14 protein-coding genes are annotated in these 19,028 nt (G+C 61.6%); 8 read left to right on the forward strand and 6 right to left on the reverse strand.

What is annotated here, in order from left to right; all coding sequences use genetic code 11:
* Nucleotide 1: 1 nt before the first annotated feature.
* The 3 genes from JFU37_RS20655 to JFU37_RS20665 form a co-directional block, all read right to left on the reverse strand.
* On the reverse strand, nt 2-892 hold the full coding sequence (locus tag JFU37_RS20655; RefSeq protein WP_201118040.1) for a VOC family protein: 891 nt from the start codon (nt 890-892) through the stop codon (nt 2-4).
* 400 nt (nt 893-1,292) lie between these two features.
* Nucleotides 1,293-2,414 (reverse strand): LLM class flavin-dependent oxidoreductase, encoded by a 1,122-nt coding sequence (locus JFU37_RS20660; RefSeq protein ID WP_201118042.1) that lies wholly within the window; start codon nt 2,412-2,414, stop codon nt 1,293-1,295.
* 123 nt (nt 2,415-2,537) lie between these two features.
* A complete protein-coding gene (locus tag JFU37_RS20665; RefSeq protein WP_201118045.1) occupies nt 2,538-3,722 on the reverse strand; it encodes a flavin-dependent monooxygenase in 1,185 nt (394 codons plus the stop codon).
* A 1,066-nt stretch (nt 3,723-4,788) separates the two neighbouring features.
* Between JFU37_RS20665 and JFU37_RS20670 the strand changes: the two genes are divergently transcribed.
* From JFU37_RS20670 to JFU37_RS20695, 6 genes are all read left to right on the forward strand, one after another.
* Nucleotides 4,789-5,304: a flavin reductase family protein gene (locus tag JFU37_RS20670; protein WP_201118047.1), complete on the forward strand. Its 516-nt coding sequence runs from the start codon at nt 4,789-4,791 to the stop codon at nt 5,302-5,304.
* Nucleotides 5,305-5,313: 9 nt separating this feature from the next.
* Nucleotides 5,314-6,993, forward strand: a complete 1,680-nt coding sequence (locus tag JFU37_RS20675; RefSeq protein ID WP_201118049.1) for an FAD-binding protein — start codon at nt 5,314-5,316, stop codon at nt 6,991-6,993.
* Nucleotides 6,981-7,736, forward strand: a complete 756-nt coding sequence (locus JFU37_RS20680; protein WP_201118051.1) for a glucose 1-dehydrogenase — start codon at nt 6,981-6,983, stop codon at nt 7,734-7,736. Before JFU37_RS20675 ends, JFU37_RS20680 begins: the two co-directional genes overlap by 13 nt.
* A 13-nt stretch (nt 7,737-7,749) precedes the next feature.
* Nucleotides 7,750-8,838 carry a ferredoxin--NADP reductase gene (locus tag JFU37_RS20685; protein ID WP_201118053.1) on the forward strand — a complete coding sequence of 363 codons (1,089 nt, stop codon included), beginning with the start codon at nt 7,750-7,752 and terminating at the stop codon, nt 8,836-8,838.
* Nucleotides 8,839-9,084: 246 nt separating this feature from the next.
* Entirely contained in the window at nt 9,085-9,831 is a 747-nt protein-coding gene (locus JFU37_RS20690) for an SDR family NAD(P)-dependent oxidoreductase (RefSeq protein WP_201118055.1), read from the forward strand.
* A 71-nt stretch (nt 9,832-9,902) separates the two neighbouring features.
* Nucleotides 9,903-11,483 carry a FadD3 family acyl-CoA ligase gene (locus JFU37_RS20695; RefSeq protein WP_201118056.1) on the forward strand — a complete coding sequence of 527 codons (1,581 nt, stop codon included), beginning with the start codon at nt 9,903-9,905 and terminating at the stop codon, nt 11,481-11,483.
* Between the two features lie 412 nt (nt 11,484-11,895).
* Here the strand turns inward: JFU37_RS20695 and JFU37_RS20700 are convergent, their stop codons facing one another.
* The 3 genes from JFU37_RS20700 to JFU37_RS20710 form a co-directional block, all read right to left on the reverse strand.
* Complete coding sequence (locus tag JFU37_RS20700) at nt 11,896-12,954, reverse strand: IS110 family transposase (protein ID WP_201116416.1); 1,059 nt, start codon at nt 12,952-12,954, stop codon at nt 11,896-11,898.
* Nucleotides 12,955-13,096: 142 nt separating this feature from the next.
* Complete coding sequence (locus tag JFU37_RS20705) at nt 13,097-13,975, reverse strand: SDR family NAD(P)-dependent oxidoreductase (RefSeq protein ID WP_201118057.1); 879 nt, start codon at nt 13,973-13,975, stop codon at nt 13,097-13,099.
* A complete protein-coding gene (locus JFU37_RS20710) occupies nt 13,972-15,714 on the reverse strand; it encodes an FAD-binding protein (protein WP_201118058.1) in 1,743 nt (580 codons plus the stop codon). The genes JFU37_RS20705 and JFU37_RS20710 overlap by 4 nt, the downstream gene beginning before the upstream one ends.
* A 265-nt stretch (nt 15,715-15,979) precedes the next feature.
* Between JFU37_RS20710 and JFU37_RS20715 the strand changes: the two genes are divergently transcribed.
* Both JFU37_RS20715 and JFU37_RS20720 read left to right on the forward strand, forming a co-directional pair.
* Complete coding sequence (locus JFU37_RS20715) at nt 15,980-17,557, forward strand: DUF1302 domain-containing protein (protein WP_201118059.1); 1,578 nt, start codon at nt 15,980-15,982, stop codon at nt 17,555-17,557.
* 23 nt (nt 17,558-17,580) lie between these two features.
* Nucleotides 17,581-18,960: a DUF1329 domain-containing protein gene (locus JFU37_RS20720; protein ID WP_201118060.1), complete on the forward strand. Its 1,380-nt coding sequence runs from the start codon at nt 17,581-17,583 to the stop codon at nt 18,958-18,960.
* Nucleotides 18,961-19,028 lie beyond the last annotated feature (68 nt).

A 19,028-nucleotide genomic window follows, 5' to 3' on the forward strand; every position in this document is an offset into this window, starting at 1 on the left:
CTCATTGCCGACCGACACTGAAGTCGTGACCCCAGTGGCTGACCACGGTGCTTTCGAACGGAGTGTGGCGATCCCAATCGACCACCAGGCCATCGCAGCCGTATTCCAGGTCAAAGCCGGACGGGGTCGTGATATAGAAAGAGATCATTTGATCGTTGGTATGCTGGCCGAGGGTGGCCGACAGCTTCACGCCGTTGGCGTGCACGCGGTCCAGGGCGCGACCGACTTCGTCCAGCGCGTTGACCTCGACCATCATGTGCACGCAGCCGTGAGGCATCGGGCACTCGAAAATCGCCAGCGAGTGGTGTCGGCCGTTGTTGCAATGCAGGAAGTGAATGCGTTTTTGCGGCTCGGCCGGGTCCGGGGTGAAGCGGACTTTCATCAGGTCGGACAGGCCGAAACCCATTACCTGTTCGTAGAAATCCCGGCAGCGTTCGAAGCTTGGTGCCGGCAGCACCACATGGCCCATGCCCAACTCATTGGTGACGAAACCTTTGACCCCGACCGGTGAAACGAAGCGTGCGAAGTCTTGCAACGGGCCCCAGAACAGTTCATGGCGATTGCCATCCGGATCGCTGAAGTGCACCAGTTCCTGGACTTTACGCAGCTCGGCTTCGGCTGCTGTGCCTCGGGTGACTTGCACATCGGCCTGCTGCAGCTCGCTGACAGCCTGTTCAAGGGCCGCTTTGCCGGCCACTTCCCAACCGCAGGCGCCGAAGCCGTTTCCAGTGTTTTTCTGCACCAGGATGCGGTAATGGCGCTCATCCATTTTCAGGTACAGGTGCTCATTGTCGCCGGCGACCATCATGCCCAGCACCTGGCTTGCGTAGTGACGCCATTGCGCCAGGTCGCTGGACAACAGGGTGACGTAACCCAGACCACGGATATCCATGGATGCACTCCTCGTTTTACTCAGGCGGTGCCACCCTTCGGCGGCTGCCGGGGGAGACTTTATGTAGGGCTATTCAAGCGGGTTCGGGGAGGGGCAACATCGTCCAATGGGACTAGCGGGAGGGGATGACGGGGAGATATAAAAATGGGCTTTGAGGGGGCCCTGTAGGAGCTGCCGCAGGCTGCGATCTTTTGGCGATCTCACAATTGTCGAAGATCAAAAGATCGCAGCCTGCGGCAGCTCCTACAGGGGTCGGGTGTCAGGCCCAAAACCTGTGGGAGCGGGCTTGCTCGCGAAGGCGTCGTGTCAGGCGACATCAACATCGACTGTCACTCTGCCTTCGCGAGCAAGCCCGCTCCCACAGGGGGTTATGCAGTGTTCATGCCTTGAGCGTTAGCTCTCAACCCTTACGAAAATGCGGGATCACTTTCTCGCCAATGTTGCGCAAGGTCTCCAGCTGCGCCCACTGCGGCACAGTGCCCATCTGGCAGATGAACAGGATTTCGTCGGCGCCGGCATCGATCAGGCGCTGCACGTAGCCAATGCAATCCTCGACGGTGCCGTAGGCGTGGTTGGGGTTCATCATCGCCATGGTCGGGTCGGAGAAATCGACACTGACTTCTTCCGAGGCGAAGCGCGACTTGATCACGCTCTGGCCGTTGCCATCGACAAAGGTGTCGTCCTTCCACTTCTCCGGGTCCGGACGCTCGCCACCGCCATACCAATAGCCCAGGGATTCCATGAAATAACGCTGGCCACGAATACCGATGCGGCGCGCCTCTTCGTTGTCTTCAAGCACAATGGCCGGGCACAGCGCGGCGATGTGGCGGTTGGGACGGAAGCCCACCTGCTGCTTCTCATCGCGGTTATCAAAGGCTTCGTGATAGACCTCGACCTTCTTGGCGATTTCTTCCGGGCCACCGAAGCCCAGCACCAATGCACCCATTGCGCGACCACCCGCCTTTTTCAGCGACTCGGTATTGGTGCACGCCAGGTACATCGGCGGGTGCGGGTCTTGATAAGGCTTGGGATGGATCGGGCGTTTGGGGATCTGCACGAAGTCGCCGTTGTGCTCGATTTCATCTTGCACGAACATTTTCGGAATCAGGTACATCATCTCGTCTATCTGCGGCTGCAACGTCGCCAGGTCATAACCGAAGGTGCCGGCTTCTTGCTGGGTGCCGCCCTTGCCGACGCCAAAGTGCACGCGGCCCTTGGACAGCAGGTCGAGGGTGGCGATGCGTTCGGCCACTTTCACCGGGTGGTTCATCGCCGGCGGCAAGCACACCACGCCGTGGCCGATGCCGATGCGTTCGGTTTTACCGGCCACAAAGGCCAGCATGGTTTCCGGTGCGGACATGTGCGAGTAGTTGCTCAGCGCCGTGTGTTCCACGCACCAGAAGGTGTCGAAGCCAAGCTTGTCGGCCAGCACGGCCTGCTCGACGGTGTCTTCGAAAATCTTGCGGTCGCCTTCGCGGCTGGAGTCCACCGTCTGTGCTTCGTAAATCAGGGAAAATTTCATGGTTGATCCTTGTGCTTATTTGGATGCGCAGTCGGCGCCAGAGACCTGTGCCTTGCCCCATGCTCGGGCATCGGCGGGGCGCTCGAATCACGCAAACGGACTAGCTGATTCGAAGGGAAAGTGTCAGAGGAAGAAGTCGTTACTGTCCTGGCCCATGCTCACCCCGCCGAGGTTCCAGGCGTACTTGGCCGGGCTGTTGGCGACGTGGGCGCGCCCGGTGTGAATGTCGCGAAATGCGCGGTTGATCGGGTGACTGCGGAAAATCGTCGAGGCGCCGCTGTTGAACATCAACTCGGCGACAGCCTTGGCGCACTTGTCGGCCACCAGCGCCGAGTCGTAACGCATTTTCACCCGCTCGGGCATGCTCAACGGCTCGGCGCTTTGCGCCCGTTGCAGCATCAGCGCGAAGTTGCGCAGCAGCACGGTCTTGCACTCGTCGACGCAGACCATGGCGTTGGCCAGCGCCGATTGCGCGGCCGGGTCCTGGAGCATTTTGCGACCGTCGTTGACCCCGACTCGCGTGCGGTTGTGCTCGACAAACTGATCCACCGCGCCTTGCAGCGCACCGATGGCCGAGGACGACACCGCCCGCACAAAAATCTGCCCGAAAGGCAGGCGGAACAGCGGCGCGGTGTTCACCGCGTTACCCGGACTGTTCTGCATGAAACCGTCGAAGGCACGATGGGTGCGGTACTCCGGAACGAAGGCGTTTTCCACCAGAATGTCGTGGGAACCGGTGGCTTCCAGGCCCATGACATTCCAATTGTCGAGAATCTGGTAGTCGCTACGTGGCAGCAGGAAAGTCCGGTAGTCCGGCGCCCCACCCGCTTCCTCCGGCGGCACCAGCGCGCCGAGAAACACCCAGTCGCAATGCTTGCTGCCGGAAGAAAAACCCCAGCGCCCGCTCAATTTGAAACCACCGTCGACCCGCTCGACCTTGCCCACCGGCATATAGGAAGAAGAAATCAGCACACTGGAATCGGAGCCCCAGACATCTTGTGCGGCACGGTCATCGAACAGCGCCAGTTGCCAGTTATGGATCGCCACCACCCCCAGCACCCAGGCCGAAGACATGCAACCTTCGGCAAGGGTCATCTGTACGTCGAAGAAGTCCTTGGGCTCCAGTTCATAGCCTTCCCACCGGGACGGTTGCAAGATGCGAAAGAATCCGGCGTCCTGGAAATCCTTAAGCGTCTCTTCAGGCAACTGGCCGGCTTGCGCGGCGTTCAAGGCGCGCTCCCGCAGGATCGGCACCAGCTCGCGGGCACGTTGGCTCAGACGCTGGCGAATCAGGTCTTGATTGAGCATTTTTATTGTTCTCCTCTGATCACCCCATCCGCCGGGGCGCGCGTGCAGCGAGGCGTGTGCAGCACCAGCGGTGCTCGCCTCTAGGGGGCATTCAAGCAATGCACAGGACGGTGGGCATCCCTCAAACGGACCATGTGCGGCAGAGAACAGTGAAGATTCAATGTGAGAGCGGGCTTGCCCGCGAAGAGGCCGGCACATTCAGCGCAAGCGTCGGGTATCAGGCCGCCTTCGCGAGCAAGCTCGCTCCCACAGGGTCGAGGTACATTCTTCAAATTCAGGGGGGCTGGCAGGCCTCCTTCGCGAGCAGGCTCGCTCCCACAATTGGATCGGGTACAGCCGCGAAATCAGGTCGGCTGGCAGGCCGCCTTCGCGAGCAGACTCGCTCCCACAATTGGATCGGATACAGCCGCGAAATCAGGTCCGCTGGCAGGCCGCCTTCGCGAGCAGGCTCGCTCCCACAATTGGATCGGATACAGCCGCGAAATCAGGTCGGCTGGCAGGCCGCCTTCGCAGGCAAGCCAGCTCCGACAAAAAGCAGAGCGACGTACACCCATTTCCTCACCACTCATCAGGCCGAGCGTTAGCTCGCCTGCAGCTTTTGATCTTGATCTGGGCGCCCCATCGAGAGGCCGAGCGCAGGTTCTGCGCAGTGGGCAACCCGGCATGGATGCCGGGTTAGCCGCCCCCGGCCATGGATGGCCGATGGCGGCGGGCCCACGGAGCAGGACCGGAGCGAGGGCATGCCGAGCCTAGGCGAGGCACCGAACGAAAGGGGCAAAAGCCCTTGGTTACTTGGGGCTTTTCCAAGTGACCCGCCGTAAGGGCGGAACCCTAAGTAGCCGTAACCGCAGGAATGGATATGTACACCACCAAAAATCCTGGTCGGCTATCAGGCCGCCATCGCAGGCAAGCCAGCTCCCACAGGTTGGCGGTGTACATCAGCAAACACCCGGTCAGCCCGAAGGCCGCCAAGCTTCCCGGTCGACTAGTCCCCTCGGACGATGTTCCAGATGGACACCAGAGCAAGAATCCATCGCACTCCATGCACAACGAAAGGGCTCGTGCGATGAATGACGTCAATCTGAAAGCCGACATGCTCCAGGCCATGCGCCGCCTGGCCAAGTCAGTCACCATAATCAGCACCAGCAACGGCTCCGAGCGTTTCGCCATGGCCGCCACGGCCGTCGATTCCCTCAGCACCGAACCACCGTCGCTGCTGATCTGCGTCAACAAAACCGCTTCGCCCCATGCTGCACTGGCGACCGGTGCAGATTTCTGCGTGAACATTCTCGGGGTCGAACAACAGGACCTGGCGCACCTGTGCAGCGGCGCGATCAAAGGCGAGGCGCGTTTCGACCGTGGCAACTGGCTGACCAGTGCCGGTGGCATTCCGTACCTGGGCGATGCGCAATCGGCGATACTCTGCCGCCAGGACGGCCACTTCAGCTATGGCACCCACACGGTGTTCATCGGGCGCATCCTGCAAATCCATACCAGCGACGCCATTACCCCGCTGGTGTACCTCGATGGCAGCTACACCACCACCGCAAAACCCGCGCCCTCCTTCGCTGCCGCTGGCTGAGGCCCGAACATGGACGGCCTGAACGGATTGACGGCGTTGCGAGTGACCAGCGCCGACCAATTGAGCTGGGATGATCGCTGCGACTGGCTGGTGGTCGGTTTTGGCGGCGCCGGCGCTTGCGCCGCCATCGAAGCGGCCAGTCGCGGATTGGCGGTGTTGGCGCTGGATCGCTTCGAAGGGGGCGGCGCCACTGCGCTCAGTGGTGGTGTGGTGTATGCCGGCGGCGGCACGCCATATCAGCGTCAGGCCGGTTACGAAGACACCAGTGAAGCGATGTTCATTTACCTGCGCCGTGAAGTCGGCGAAGCCGTCAGCAGCCAGACGCTGCGGGAATTCTGCGAAGGCAGTGTCGAGCAACTGGCCTGGCTCGAACATCAGGGCGTCGCGTTTGAATCCAGCGTGCCGCCGCACAAAACCTCGTACCCGAGCGACCAGTACTACCTTTATTACTCCGGCAACGAAGCCGTACCGGCCTACGCCGCCAGCGCCAAACCGGCGCCGCGCGGCCACCGCACCAAAGGTCCGGGCATGTCCGGCGCCAGCCTGTTCGCCCCGCTCAAGGCCAGCGCCCTGCGTCACGGTGCACGCCTGCGCAGCCAATGCGAAGTGCGGCGTCTGGTGCTCGATTCCCGCGATCAGGTGCTCGGCGTCGAAGCCTGGCACCTGCCACCCGACAGCCGCGCCGCCCACCAACATGCGCGACTGTCGCGCTGGGCCAGCGCCATTCATATGTACGCCCCGGCGCTGGCCGACCGATTGCGCGCTCGCCTGCGTCACATCGAACAAACCAGCGCCGAACGCCAGTTGATTCGCGCCGAACACGGCGTGCTGCTGAGCAGTGGCGGCTTTATCTTCAATCGCGATCTGGTGCGCCAACATGCTCCGCAGTACCTGGCCGGATTGCCGCTGGGCACCACCGGTTGCAGCGGCAGCGGTATCGCCTTGGGCCAGAGCGCCGGTGGCAGCGTGGCGCGGATGGACAAGATCAGCGCCTGGCGTTTCATCAACCCACCGCTGGCCTGGGCCCGGGGGTTGATCGTCAACGCACGCGGACAGCGTTACGCCAACGAAGAAATCTACGGCGCGACCCTCGGCCACGCGATGGTCGAAGAACAGGACGGCCGCGCCATTCTGATTCTCAACCGGGCGTTGGTGCGCGAGGCGTTGCGTCAGGTCGGTCCGGGCAAGGTCTGGAATTTCCAGCGCCTGCCGGTGCTGCTCAACCTGTTGTTCAACGCCAAACGCAGCAACAGCCTGGCCGGATTGGCCAAGCGAAGCAATCTGCCGCCCGAGCTACTGCGGCAAAGTGTCGAGCGCTATAGCCGCGCAGCACGCGGGGAAATCGCCGATGAGTTCGGCAAATCTGCGGCGATGCTCGCCAACCTCGAACAAGGCCCGTGGTACGCCCTCGACCTGTCCTTCGCCAGCCGTCTGTTCCCCTGCCCGGTGATCACCCTCGGCGGGCTGAAAGTCTGCGAGCGCAGCGGTCAGGTGCTGGACCACGCAGGCGTACCGATCCAAGGCCTGTATAGCGCCGGTCGCAACGCCGTCGGGGTCGCTTCCAACCTGTATGTCTCCGGCCTGTCGCTGGCTGACTGCATCTATTCCGGTCGGCGGGCGGCGGCCCATGTGGCCGACCAAGTCGCACTTCAAACCACACGCTCAGGAGAACAACAATGCAACGTGTAGAAGGCAAAGTCTGCATCATCACCGGCGCCGCCAGCGGCATCGGCCGCGAAGACGCCCTGCTGCTGGCCCGCGAAGGCGCCAAGGTCGTACTGACCGACCTCAACGAAGAGGCCGGCCGCCAGGTCGCCGCCGAAATCGGCAGCAGCGCGCTGTTCATTCGTCACGACATCGCCAGCGAAAGCGACTGGCAACAGGTGATCAAAACCACCCTGGAACACTTCGGACGCCTCGACGTACTGGTGAACAACGCGGCGATCCTGGCCCTGGGCAGCATCGAAGACACCACCCTGGAACTGTGGCAGAAGGTGCAGAAGATCAACGGCGACGGTTATTTCCTCGGTTGCAAATATGCAATCCAGGCGATGAAAGAAACCGGCGGCGGCTCGATCATCAACATGTCCTCGGTGGCGGCCCTCGGTGCGATGCCGATGTTCTGCGCCTACTCGGCCTCCAAGGGCGCGGTAGCTGCAATGACCCGTTCCATCGCCTTGCATTGCAAGCAACAGGGCTACCGCATTCGCTGCAACAGCGTGCACCCGGATGGCGTCAACACGCCAATGACCCAGGCCCTGGCCGGCGGTCAGGCGATTCCTCAGGAAGCGCTCGACCAGGACCCGATGAACCGCATGTGCGCGCCCCGCGACATTGCCAACGTGGTGCTGTTCCTTGCCACGGACGAGTCGCGTTTCGTCAACGGCGCCGAGATCCGCGTCGACAACGCCCAACTGATCAGCGGGCTCTGAGGCCGAGGTGAGCATGGGCACGCAACAGCAGAATCTGAAACCGGCCGAATCGACGACGGCAAGCGTCTCATTGCAAGTGTGCGCGGTGATCGACGAGACCTTTGATGCGCGCTCGCTGGTGCTGGATGTACCGCCAACCCTGCGTGAGCGCTTTCACTACAAACCGGGCCAGTTCCTGAGTTTTCGCGTGCCCTGCGCCGGCAAACTGTTGACCCGCTGCTATTCCATGGCCAGCTCGCCGCTTGCGGATGCACTGCCCAAGGTCACGGTGAAACGGGTCGACGGTGGTCGGGTGTCGAACTGGATGAACGAAGTCCAGGTTGGCGACTGGCTGGAAGTGCTGCCCCCAGCCGGACATTTCTGCCTGGACCCTCAGCAACCGCCTGACACCACGAAACCGTTGGTGCTGTTCGGCGGTGGCTCGGGCATCACGCCGGTGTTTTCCATTCTTAAATCGGTGCTGCACAGCAGTCAGCGGCCGATCAAATTGATCTACGCCAACCGCGATGAAGCCTCGGTGATTTTCAAGGAAGAGCTGCGGCAGTTGATCAAGGCGCATCCTGATCAACTGCACGTGGTCCACGTCCTCGACTCGGTGCAGGGTTTCCTGACGGACAATCAAGTTCGTCATCTGCTGCGTGGATCGGCGGGCGGTGATTACTTCATCTGCGGGCCCGGCCCCTTCATGGATACCGTGGAACGCACGCTGCTGGCACTTGGCGAAGCCGCCGAACGCATCCACGTTGAGCGCTTCGTCTCGCCGCCAGACCCGGACGAACTGCTGGCCGAAGAATCCCTGGCCAGAGCCGCTGCGCTGGACTCACAGTGCGAAGCACTGATCGTCGAGCTCGATGGCCAGCAACACGAAATAGCCTGCCGCCCTGGCGATACCTTGCTGCAAAGTTGCAAAGCGGCCGGCCTCGACGTGCCCTCGTCCTGCGAAGAAGGCTTTTGCGGGGCCTGCATGTGCGTGGTCCAGGAAGGTGAAACCCAATTGGCGCGCAACGACGTACTGAGCACCAAGGAGCTGGCCGAAGGCTGGACGCTGGCGTGCCAGAGCCGTCCGACCGGTGCCCGGGTACGCCTGAAATTCCCGGATTGAGGGTACGTGTCCCGTGTAGGAGCTGCCGCAGGCTGCGATCTTTTGATCTTGCTTTTAAAAAGATCAAAAGATCGCAGCCTCGTTGCACTCGACAGCTCCTACAGTGCGGGCGAGAGCCACCATCGATTGACTCAAGCGAACAGCATTCCGCTCTGTCGCCTTAGTCTCAACGGACGATCACTCGGGCACGGTCTACGGTTAGACTCGGCCGCAGCATTAGCCCACAACAATAAAAGAGGTGCAGTTATGGCTCGTTTGCAGAATAAGGTCGCGGTAGTTACCGGCGGCGCTTCGGGGATCGGCCTGGCATGCGTGCGCCGCTTCGCCGCTGAAGGCGCGCAAGTGGTGGGGCTGGACATCGGCAGCGCACCGACGGATTTCCCTGGCCTGTTCATGACCCTCGATGTGCGCGACGAAGCGCAGGTCCAGCAGGTTATGCAAGAAGTCATCAGCCGCTTTGGCCGCATCGATGTGCTGGTCAATGCCGCCGGGGTCGCCGATCAGGGCAGCGTGACCCAGACCACCACCGCCAACTGGCAACGGGTGATGGACATCAACCTGACCGGCAGCATGCTCACCAGCAAGTACGCGCTGGAGTCGATGGTGTCGCAACGCAGCGGCTCGATCATCAACGTCGGCTCGATCTTCGGCCTGCAAGGCTGCGACGGCAACGTCGCCTATAACGTCTCCAAGGGCGGTATCAATCAACTGACCCGCTCGATGGCCATCGACTATGGCTACGCCAATGTGCGCGTCAACGGTTTGTGCCCTGGCCTGATTGAAACGCCGATGACCAGCATGGTCCGTGAACAAGCGGCTTTCCATGCGTTCTTCGCCTCGCAACACATGCTCAACCGCTCGGGCCAACCAGAAGAAGTGGCCAACGTCGCGCTGTTCCTGGCTTCCGATGAAGCCTCCTTTGTCAGCGGCCAAATGATCGCCGTGGACGGTGGTTTCTCCGCCGGTCGCCGCTTCGCCCCGCCCGCGGCGTAAAACGCCACCCGGCCGGGTGTCCTGCCCGGCCCATCCCCATTTCGCACTTGTCCTCTAACCGAGGAGGCCCCATGCCGCCCGTCGCAATCGCACTGACCATTCCCCAACTGTTCGCCAACGCTGCCCAGGCCTACGGCGACCGCCCGGCCATCGAGGACGCGGGCCGCATCATCAGCTACCGGGAACTCAACCAACTACGCCGACAAGCCGCCCGCGCGCTGCTGGCGCTGGACGTTCAGGCCGGGGATCGAGTGGCGATCTGGGCGCCCAATGTGTGGGAGTGGATCGTCGCCGCCGGTGCGCTGCAAAGTGTCGGCGCCGCGCTGGTGCCGCTCAATACCCGCATGAAAGGCAGCGAGGCCGGCTACATCCTGCGCGAAAGCGGTGCCTGCGTGCTGTTCGCCATCGGCGAATTCCTCGGTGCCGACTACCCCGCCATGCTGGCATCTGAAGAACTGCCGGCGTTGCGCCAGATCGTCACGTTGCGCGGTGGCGGATCGGGCACGTTGACATGGAACGATTTTCTCGACCTGGCGGACGAGGCTTCGCAATTGGCCCTGCGCACCCGCGAGCAGAGCGTTGGCCCGCAAACGCTGTCCGACCTGCTGTTCACCTCGGGCACCACCGGCAAGCCCAAAGGGGTGATGACCTGCCACGGACAAAACCTGCGGGTGGTGCGGGACTGGAGCGAAGTGGTCGGTTTGCGCGAGGGCGACCGCTACCTGATCGTCAATCCGTTCTTCCATTCCTTCGGTTACAAGGCCGGGTGGCTGGCGGCGCTGATGCGCGGCTGCACCATCCTGCCGCAGCAGGTGTTCGATGTGCAGGCGATGCTCGACTGTGTCCAGCGCGAACGCATCACCGTGCTGCCGGGGCCGCCAACCCTGTATCAGTCATTGCTGGCCCATCCGCAGCGCCACGCATTCGATTTGACCTCGTTGCGGGTCGCGGTGACGGGAGCGGCGGCCATTCCGGTGGAAATGATCCACCGCATGCGCGACGAACTCGGTTTCGCCACCATCGTCACCGCCTACGGCCTCACCGAGGTCTGTGGTTTTGCCACGATCTGTCGCCCCGGCGACTGCGCCGAACTTGTCGCCAACACCAGCGGTCGGGCGATGCCCGGCGTAGAGATCCGCTGTGTGGGCAATAACGGTCGCAGTCAACCGGCGAACATCCCCGGTGAAGTCCAGGTGCGCGGTTACAACCTGATGCAGGGCTACTTCAATGATCCCCAGGCCAGTCAGGAGATTGTCGACGCCGACGGCTGGCTGCACACCGGGGACATCGGTGTGCTGGATGAACAGGGTTATTTGCGCATCACCGACCGGCTCAAGGACATGTTCATCACTGGGGGGTTCAATGTGTACCCGGCAGAGATCGAGCAATGTTTGCTGACCTATCCGGGCGTGGCCCAGGTCGCGGTGATCGGCATTCCTGACGAGCGCATGGGCGAAGTGGCGATGGCGTTTTTGCTGCCGGCACCGGGAATCGAGATCGAGCAAACCCGATTCCTCGCCTGGTGCCGCGAGCAGATGGCCAACTACAAGGTCCCGCGGCGGGTGCGGGTGCTTGAGAGCATGCCGCTAAATGCGGCGGGGAAAGTGACCAAGAATGTGTTGCGCGAGTGGGCTGAGGTGGGTACTGACTGACCGATTTCGCAAGGGCACCGCAATCCCCAGTAGCAGCTGGCGAAGCCTGCGTTCGGCTGCGCAGCGGCCGTGAAATCAGACGCTACGGTTTTTCAGGATAACCGTGTTGGCAGGATTTACGACTGCTTCGCAGCCGAACGCAGGCTTCGCCAGCTGCTATGTATGGACTCGCCCCCCACTGTCTACCCGCTTTTGAAAAACCGTCGCCCCGTTGCATCTATGTATCAGGCCTGTTCGTGGAAGCCGTCTTCGGCTTCTGGCCAAAATTGGAAAAGCTCGTGGTATGCCGATTACGGTCAGGCCTCGAAGGCCAGTAGCAGCTTAGGCATCAATCCACGCCGGTCTTACCTGGGGTCAATTTTTTTCAGCAAAGGGTCGGACAGTTAGTACCTCGGTGACAGAACTCTTTCGCTCAGTGGCTCATTGTCGCTTGCTGGCCATCACCAGCGTGGCGACGATAAGTCTGATCATTCTGTAAAAGCACCCAGACGATTCGCAGGTTGCGGTTGGCTAGCCTGATCGCAGCCTCCTTACGGCCCAGCCGGCTCATCCAGCGCAACAAGCGGCGGTCATCGGGTTGCTGGGAATCAGGTCGTAGTTGTTGCAGCACCGCATGGGCTCCCTGGATCATCAGGCTGCGTAAATAAACATCGCCTCGCTTGGTCATATCCCCTAGCCGGACCGTCTCCCCGCTGCTGTGCTGGTCAGGCACCATGCCAAAGTACGCGGCAAACTTGCGGGCATTGGGGAATCGCTCGGGCTTGGTTTCCTTGGCCACCAGTGCCGTGGCCGTGACTGGGCCGATGCCGCGCACAGTCATCAGTCGCTTCGCCGTCATGTCGGCGTTGGCGGCCACTTCCAGGCGTCCCGTCAGCACGCTGATGCGCTCGCCCAAATGGCGCCACTCGGCCAACAGTTCGTCGATCAGTTCACGCAGCAGGCCCGGCACCGGCTGGGTAGCATCTTCCAGTACCCGCGGAATTTTCTGGCTGATCGCAACATCGCCCTGCGCCAAGGCCACGCCGTGCTCGAGCAGCAGGCCGCGCATCTGATTACTGACGGCCGTGCGCCGACGCACATAGCCCTGACGGGCGCGATGCAACGCCTGCATTGCCAGCGCCGCGACGCTTTTGACCGGTACTGCGCAGATTTTTTCATCGCGACCAGCCCGCAGAATCGCCAGCGCATCGTTGCGATCATTTTTTGGCCCGCTGCGATGCGTGGCCACCAAACCGGCTGGAAGAATCCGCGCCAGATTGCCTTGTTCTTGCAACTGCCGGGCCCAGGCTTGAGCACCCGGACCGGTCTCCATCAAAACCACGACATGAGGCGGTAACTTGTGGAGAAACTCATAAAACGCCTCGCGCGACTTGATCCGCTGCTCGTAGCGCACCTGACCGAGGACATCTTCACCGGCAACCTGAAAGACCTGCTTGGCCAGATCGACCGCTAAGGTTGTGCAGGCCGACAAATCGGAAGAAGACAGGGATTGATCAATCGAACTATGATTTTTCATGGACTCGCCCTCGCTGTCGTTGGCTGTTTAGACTGCCACCGTGGCGCATTGACGCCTCGGCTTGGGCGAGTCCATCCAATTACAGGGAATACGCCTGTCAGACCACCCGCGCCGGATGCTGCTGGCGCGGGTCGCCGAGCATGGCGCGGTGCGAGGGTGGTTGGCGGCCGCCGGCTTCGCTGATGCCATAACCACGGGCTATTTCGGCGGTAATCAAGGTCTGCCCGGAGAAGCTTGTCAGCTGCGGATCGTTGAGCAACGCATAAATCACCCGGCCATTGAATTGCGGGGTTTCGGCGTGGGCCAGAAAGGCCTGGTATTGCTCGCCATGCTGCTCGCCGGCAATCCGCGTGCGCTCGGTCAGTTGCGGGCCGAGCCACAGCGACAACGCCGCCACACCCTGCCCTTCGAAATCGATCGCCATGTCTGCCGCCAACTTGTCGACACCGGCCTTTTGCGCGCCGTACGCCGGGCCGTGCATGTAGCACCCGGCGCCGAATGACGAGGTAAAACAAATCAGTCCTTGAGGGCTGCGCAGCAACAGCGGCGCGGCGTAGTAGCTGGCGATGTACGCCGAGCGTAGCCCGACGTCGAGTATCCGCACCAGGTCCAGCGGTTTGTCCCAAAACGGTCCCGGTTCGATCAATTGGTCATGAATGAACGCCGCATTGTTCACCAACAAATCCAGTTGCCCGCATTCGTTTTCGACCCGCTCGAACAGCGCCTTCACTTGCGCATCATCGGCATGATCGCAGACCACCGCGATGCCGTGACCACCGGCCGCCGTAATCGCGGCGGCGGTGTCCTCCAGCGAGCCACGCAACGCATGCCCGTACAAACTCGATCCACCGTTTTCCGGGGTGCGGCCAGTGACGAACACGGTCATGCCCGCCGCCCCCAGGGCCAGGGCAATGCCCTGACCCACCCCGCGACTGGCGCCGGTTACCACGGCAATCTGCTTGCGCTGGTTGTTCATTCGACGCTCCTGAACAAGGTTTTGGCCGAGCTGCTCTCGCTCTGGCGCTTGATGTGGTTGGCCGCCAGGTAACCGAAAGTCATGGCCGGCCCGATGGTCGAACCGGCGCCCGGATAAGTGCGGCCCATCATCGAAGCTGCGCTGTTACCAATGGCATACAGGCCTTCGATGGGTTGCCCGTCCTCATGCAACACCCGGGCGTGCACGTCGGTCAGCAGCCCCCCTTTGGTGCCAATGTCCCCGGCGTCGATGCGCACGGCGTAGAACGGCCCTTTGAGCAACGGCGCCAGGCATGGATTGGGCTGTACGTTCGGGTCGCCGTAGTAACGGTCGAACAGCGATTCACCTTTATGGAAATCTTCATCGACACCCTGCACGGCCATGCCATTGAAGCGGTGCACGGTACGCGTCAGGCCAGCGCCATCGACACCGATTTTCGCCGCCAGCTCCTCCAGGCTTGCCGCTTTGTGAAAATACTCGCGCAGGTGCTGGGGCAACTGCCAATCGCGCTGGGCATAGCCCGGCAGCAACGCGCCGCAGGGGTATTTGCGGCGGAACTCGGCATCGAACACCATCCAGCACGGCACGCTCACGGCGCCTTCGCGATTGTTGGCGTACATCGCGTAAACAATATCGGTATAGGGCGCGGCTTCGTTAACGAAACGTTCACCCGCAGAGTTGACCATCACGCAGCCTGGCAAGGTCCGTTCGACGAACAACGCGCGCTGTTTTTCTTCGCCCTGGACGTGGGTGGTCGGTGCCCACCAACTGTGCTCCATCAACGCCGTACGTGCGCCGATAGCCTGACCAGCACGGATACCGTCCCCGGTGTTGTGGGGCGGTGTGGCACTCCAATCAGATTGCGACGGCTGCGGCAGATACTGCGCGCGCATCGCCTGATTACGCTCGAAACCACCGGCAGCGATGATCACCCCGTAGCGTGCCTTGATGTTGAGCAACTGGCCATTGCGACAGACCCGCGCGCCGCCGACCCGATCGCCAACCAGCAGTAATTCTTCCAGCCCACAATTGAGCCACAGCGATTTTCCACGGTCCTGCAACGAACAACGCAAGGCGCCGATCAAGGCGTTTCCCAGGGTCAGGTAACGATCCCGGCGCGATAAGCGCCGGCCGTCGCGGTCGCGCCAGTAACGCCACATCACCCGCAGGGTCAGGCGCAACCAGCCGGGGCCACGGCACAGCAACACCTGCGCCTCTTTCATGGTCATCGCCATGCGCCCCATCATCAGCGTACCGGGGGATGGCGCGCGCATGCGCAGGAATTCTTCACCCAGTTCGGCGGCGTCAAACGGTTGCGGATCCATAGAGCGGTAGCCCGGTTTTCCGCCTTCGATTTCCGGGTAGTAGTCGGCGTAGCGAGGCTGCGCTTCGAAGCGCACACGGGTTTGGCGTTCGAGGTATTCGACCATCTCGCGACCGTGCTCGACATAAGCCTCGATCCGCCCGTCGTCGATCTCACCATGGGTCACGGCGCGAATGTAGGCAATCGCTTCAGCCGCCGAATCGCTGCCACCGAGGGCTTTGATGCGATGGTTGTCGGGTATCCAGATGCCGCCACCGGACACCGCCGAAGTGCCGCCGTACTCGGCGCTCTTCTCGATCAACAGCGCATTGAGACCCAGGTCGTGGGCGCGCAGTGCAGCGGTCATGCCCCCTGCTCCGGAGCCAATCACCAGCACATCACAGCACTCGTCCCATTTGATCCCGGCAGCGTTCATGCGATCACCCTTGTTCAGCGCCCATCAGGCAGAAACCGCCGCTGCCGGATCTTCGCCCGGTGCAGTCGGTCTCGGGATTGTTCGCCGCACGCGCGCAGTGTTCATCGTCCGATGGGACTAAGGCGAAGACGGCTGCCCTCCCCTGCAAACCGCTTAGTCCGCTTGGACGATGTTGCGTTGAAGTCGTGACTCCATAGTCGCCCACAACACCAATCACCCCCCTGAAATGCAGGTCGGGCAGGTCTGACCTGGGCATGAGGACGACATGATAAAAACAATAATCGCCCCACCAACGCTGCACCCTCGCACACAACTGGCTTTGCTGTTGCTGGCTGGCGGATTAAGCGCTCAGGTTAACGCCATGAGCTTCCAGCCCAATGAGGATTTGAGCGTCGACTGGGACACTACGCTGACCTACAGCCTGGCTTGGCGGACCGAAAATCGCGATCACAAACTGACGGCCAATGCCGACGCCAACGATGGCGACAATGCGTTCGCCAAGGGCAGTCTGATTAACAACCGCAGCGGCTTTCTCACCGAAGCCAACATAAAGTGGCGGGACGACTACGGCGTGTTTGTCCGTGCAACGGGCTTCTACGACAACGTTTACGATCAGAGCAACGACAACAACACCGGCACTTCCAACTGCTTCGCCGGCGGCCATTGCAGCCAACCGGACCGTTTCTCCCAGGAGACCATCGACCAGCACCGCAACGAACTGCGCATGCTCGATTACTACGCCTATGGCACCTGGGACATGAGCGGCCACGCCCTCAACGCGCGCCTGGGTAATCAGGTGGTGAGCTGGGGTGAAAGCCTGTTCTACCCCGGTATTTCCGCCGCGCAGAGCCCGGTGGATGCGACCAAGGCGACCACGCCGGGCGTCGAGGTCAAGGAAATCCTGCTGCCGGTCGGCCAACTGTTCACCCAGTTCAGCCTGACCGACAGCCTGGATGTTCAGGCCTACTACCAATACAAGTGGGAAAAAACCGAGCTGTTCGGCGTCGGTAGCTACTTCTCCACCACCGACTTCATCGACGAGGGTGGCTTCAACGATGCTACCGGTTTCGTCACCCGTCTGAAGGACGACAAACCGAGCGACAGCGGCCAGTACGGCGTGGCCTTCACCTACGCCGCCGCGTCGTTGAACAACACCGAGTTCGGTATCTACTACTCGCGTTATCACGACAAGACCCCATCGCTGGATTTCGCTACGAATCTTGGCCACTACACCGTGCGCTACTTCGACAACATCGACCTGTTCGGCGCGAGTTTCTCCACCGTACTGGGCAGCGTGAGCTGGGCCGGTGAAGTCAGCTACCGCGACGGTTCACCGGTGATGGTCGACAACGGCTTCTCAAGCCCGGTGCGCGGCAAAACCATGCAGGCCCAGACCTCGATGATCTACGTGGTTGGCCCGACCTCATGGGCGGACAACACCACCCTGACCGGCGAGCTGGTTTACAACACCGTGATCAGCAACGACAAGTCGCAGCCGGTAACCCTGGCCCCCGGCTTCTCGTTGCCGGGCACCGACAGCCTGGTCTACGACCGCGACGCGTGGGGCTATACGGTTCAGGCGAACTTTGACTACAACGATGTGTTCAGCGGTTGGGACATGTCGGTGCCGGTCACTTTCAGCGCCGCCGCCCACGGTGACAGCTCGCTGGTGGGCTCGATCAACGCAGGCCAAAACGACAACCGCGCGAGCATCGGCAGCTCGTGGCGCTACCTCGGCAACTTCACCGTCGAAGCCCGTTACAACGCCTATCTGGGCAACGCCAACAACAGCCCGTTGGCCGACCGCGACAACGTCGCGCTCAACTTCAAGTACCGGTTCTGATTCCCCTGTTGGAGGAGCACAGCATGTCTAGATTCACCCATACCTTGTTGGGCACGGCACTGGCCGTCAGCCTGCTAAGCAGCGGCCTGGTTCAAGCCAAGGTCAGCAACGAAGAAGCCGCCCGCCTGGGCCAGGACCTGACGCCGATGGGCGCCGAAAAAGCCGGCAACGCCGATGGCAGCATCCCGGCCTGGACCGGCAAATGGCGTGGCCTGCCACCCCAGCTCAAATACGCTGGCCCCGGTACGCCGTACCCGGACCCGTACGCCGCTGAAAAGCCGTTGTTCGTGATCGATGCGAAGAACATGGACAAGTACGCCGACAACCTGACAGATGGCCAGAAAGCGCTGCTCAAGCGCTACCCTGAGACGTTCAAGATCCCGGTGTACCCAAGCCATCGCGACTTCCGCCTCGATCAACGCCTGGAAGACATGGTCAAGAAAAACGCTGTCACTGCCGAACTCGCCAATGACAACAACGACACCAAAAACGCCTGGGGTGCTTCGCCGTTCCCGATTCCAAAGAACGGCAGCGAGTTGATGTTCAACCATACCTTGCAGGGTCGCGCAAACACTGAAGAGGCCAACTATGGCCAGGCGGTGGTGTACTCCAACAAGGAAAAGGTGCTGGAAGAGGTCAACTACAAGATCTTCTCTATCTGGTCGAGCCCGGACAAAACCCTGGAAACGGCCGACGGCGTGCTCACCAACTTCCTGATCACCACCCTGGAACCGGTGCGCAAAAAGGGCGAAATCGTGGTCGGTCACGAGTTCATCAACCCGACTGCCTCCCCGCGCCAGGCCTGGCAATACAGCCCGGGGCAACGTCGCGTACGTCGCGCGCCGACCGTGGGTTATGACTCGCCGACCGGTGCTGGTGGTTTTCGTGTGTACGACGAAGACCGTTTGTTCAACGGTGCGCCGGACCGCTACAACTGGACCATTGTCGGGAAAAAGGAAATCTACATTCCGTACCACAACTACAAGATCGACGACCCGAGCGTAACGGCCGATCAGATCCTGTCCACCACCGGGCACGTCGATCCGCAGTACATGCGCTACGAAAAACACCGTGTCTGGGTTCTGCAGGCCAACCTCAAGGAAGGTGCCCGCCACGTGTACGCCAAGCGTGTGTTGTACCTGGACGAGGACACCTGGTCCGCGACCATGGCCGACAACTACGACAGCCGTGGCCAGTTGTGGCGCACCAACATGCAGACTTCGATCTACGCCTATGAGATCCAGCGTTACCACGCTCGTCTGGGCATTTACCACGACCTGATCGCCGGGTCCTACCTGGTGGACCGGTTGCTGGTCGATCAGAAACCGGCCAAGCTCAACGCCACCGCTTTCACCGACGACGAATTCACCCCTGGCAACCTGCGAAAACTCGGCACCCGCTAAACCCACCGCGCCCCGACCGATTCATTCGGTCGGGGCGTTGTGCTTTTCTGAACCCGCTCAATTCACGG

Origin of the sequence: Pseudomonas sp. TH41 (assembly GCF_016650695.1) — a bacterium.
Taxonomy (GTDB): Bacteria; Pseudomonadota; Gammaproteobacteria; order Pseudomonadales; family Pseudomonadaceae; genus Aquipseudomonas.

Excerpts from the sequence above, each read along its gene's own strand:
- JFU37_RS20655 (WP_201118040.1), bottom strand. The coding sequence starts at position 892 with ATGGATATCCGTGGTCTGGGTTACGTCACCCTGTTGTCCAGCGACCTG.
- JFU37_RS20660 (WP_201118042.1), bottom strand. The coding sequence starts at position 2,414 with ATGAAATTTTCCCTGATTTACGAAGCACAGACGGTGGACTCCAGCCGC.
- JFU37_RS20665 (WP_201118045.1), bottom strand. The coding sequence starts at position 3,722 with ATGCTCAATCAAGACCTGATTCGCCAGCGTCTGAGCCAACGTGCCCGC.
- JFU37_RS20670 (WP_201118047.1), top strand. The coding sequence starts at position 4,789 with ATGAATGACGTCAATCTGAAAGCCGACATGCTCCAGGCCATGCGCCGC.
- JFU37_RS20675 (WP_201118049.1), top strand. The coding sequence starts at position 5,314 with ATGGACGGCCTGAACGGATTGACGGCGTTGCGAGTGACCAGCGCCGAC.
- JFU37_RS20680 (WP_201118051.1), top strand. The coding sequence starts at position 6,981 with ATGCAACGTGTAGAAGGCAAAGTCTGCATCATCACCGGCGCCGCCAGC.
- JFU37_RS20685 (WP_201118053.1), top strand. The coding sequence starts at position 7,750 with ATGGGCACGCAACAGCAGAATCTGAAACCGGCCGAATCGACGACGGCA.
- JFU37_RS20690 (WP_201118055.1), top strand. The coding sequence starts at position 9,085 with ATGGCTCGTTTGCAGAATAAGGTCGCGGTAGTTACCGGCGGCGCTTCG.
- JFU37_RS20695 (WP_201118056.1), top strand. The coding sequence starts at position 9,903 with ATGCCGCCCGTCGCAATCGCACTGACCATTCCCCAACTGTTCGCCAAC.
- JFU37_RS20705 (WP_201118057.1), bottom strand. The coding sequence starts at position 13,975 with ATGAACAACCAGCGCAAGCAGATTGCCGTGGTAACCGGCGCCAGTCGC.
- JFU37_RS20710 (WP_201118058.1), bottom strand. The coding sequence starts at position 15,714 with ATGAACGCTGCCGGGATCAAATGGGACGAGTGCTGTGATGTGCTGGTG.
- JFU37_RS20715 (WP_201118059.1), top strand. The coding sequence starts at position 15,980 with ATGATAAAAACAATAATCGCCCCACCAACGCTGCACCCTCGCACACAA.
- JFU37_RS20720 (WP_201118060.1), top strand. The coding sequence starts at position 17,581 with ATGTCTAGATTCACCCATACCTTGTTGGGCACGGCACTGGCCGTCAGC.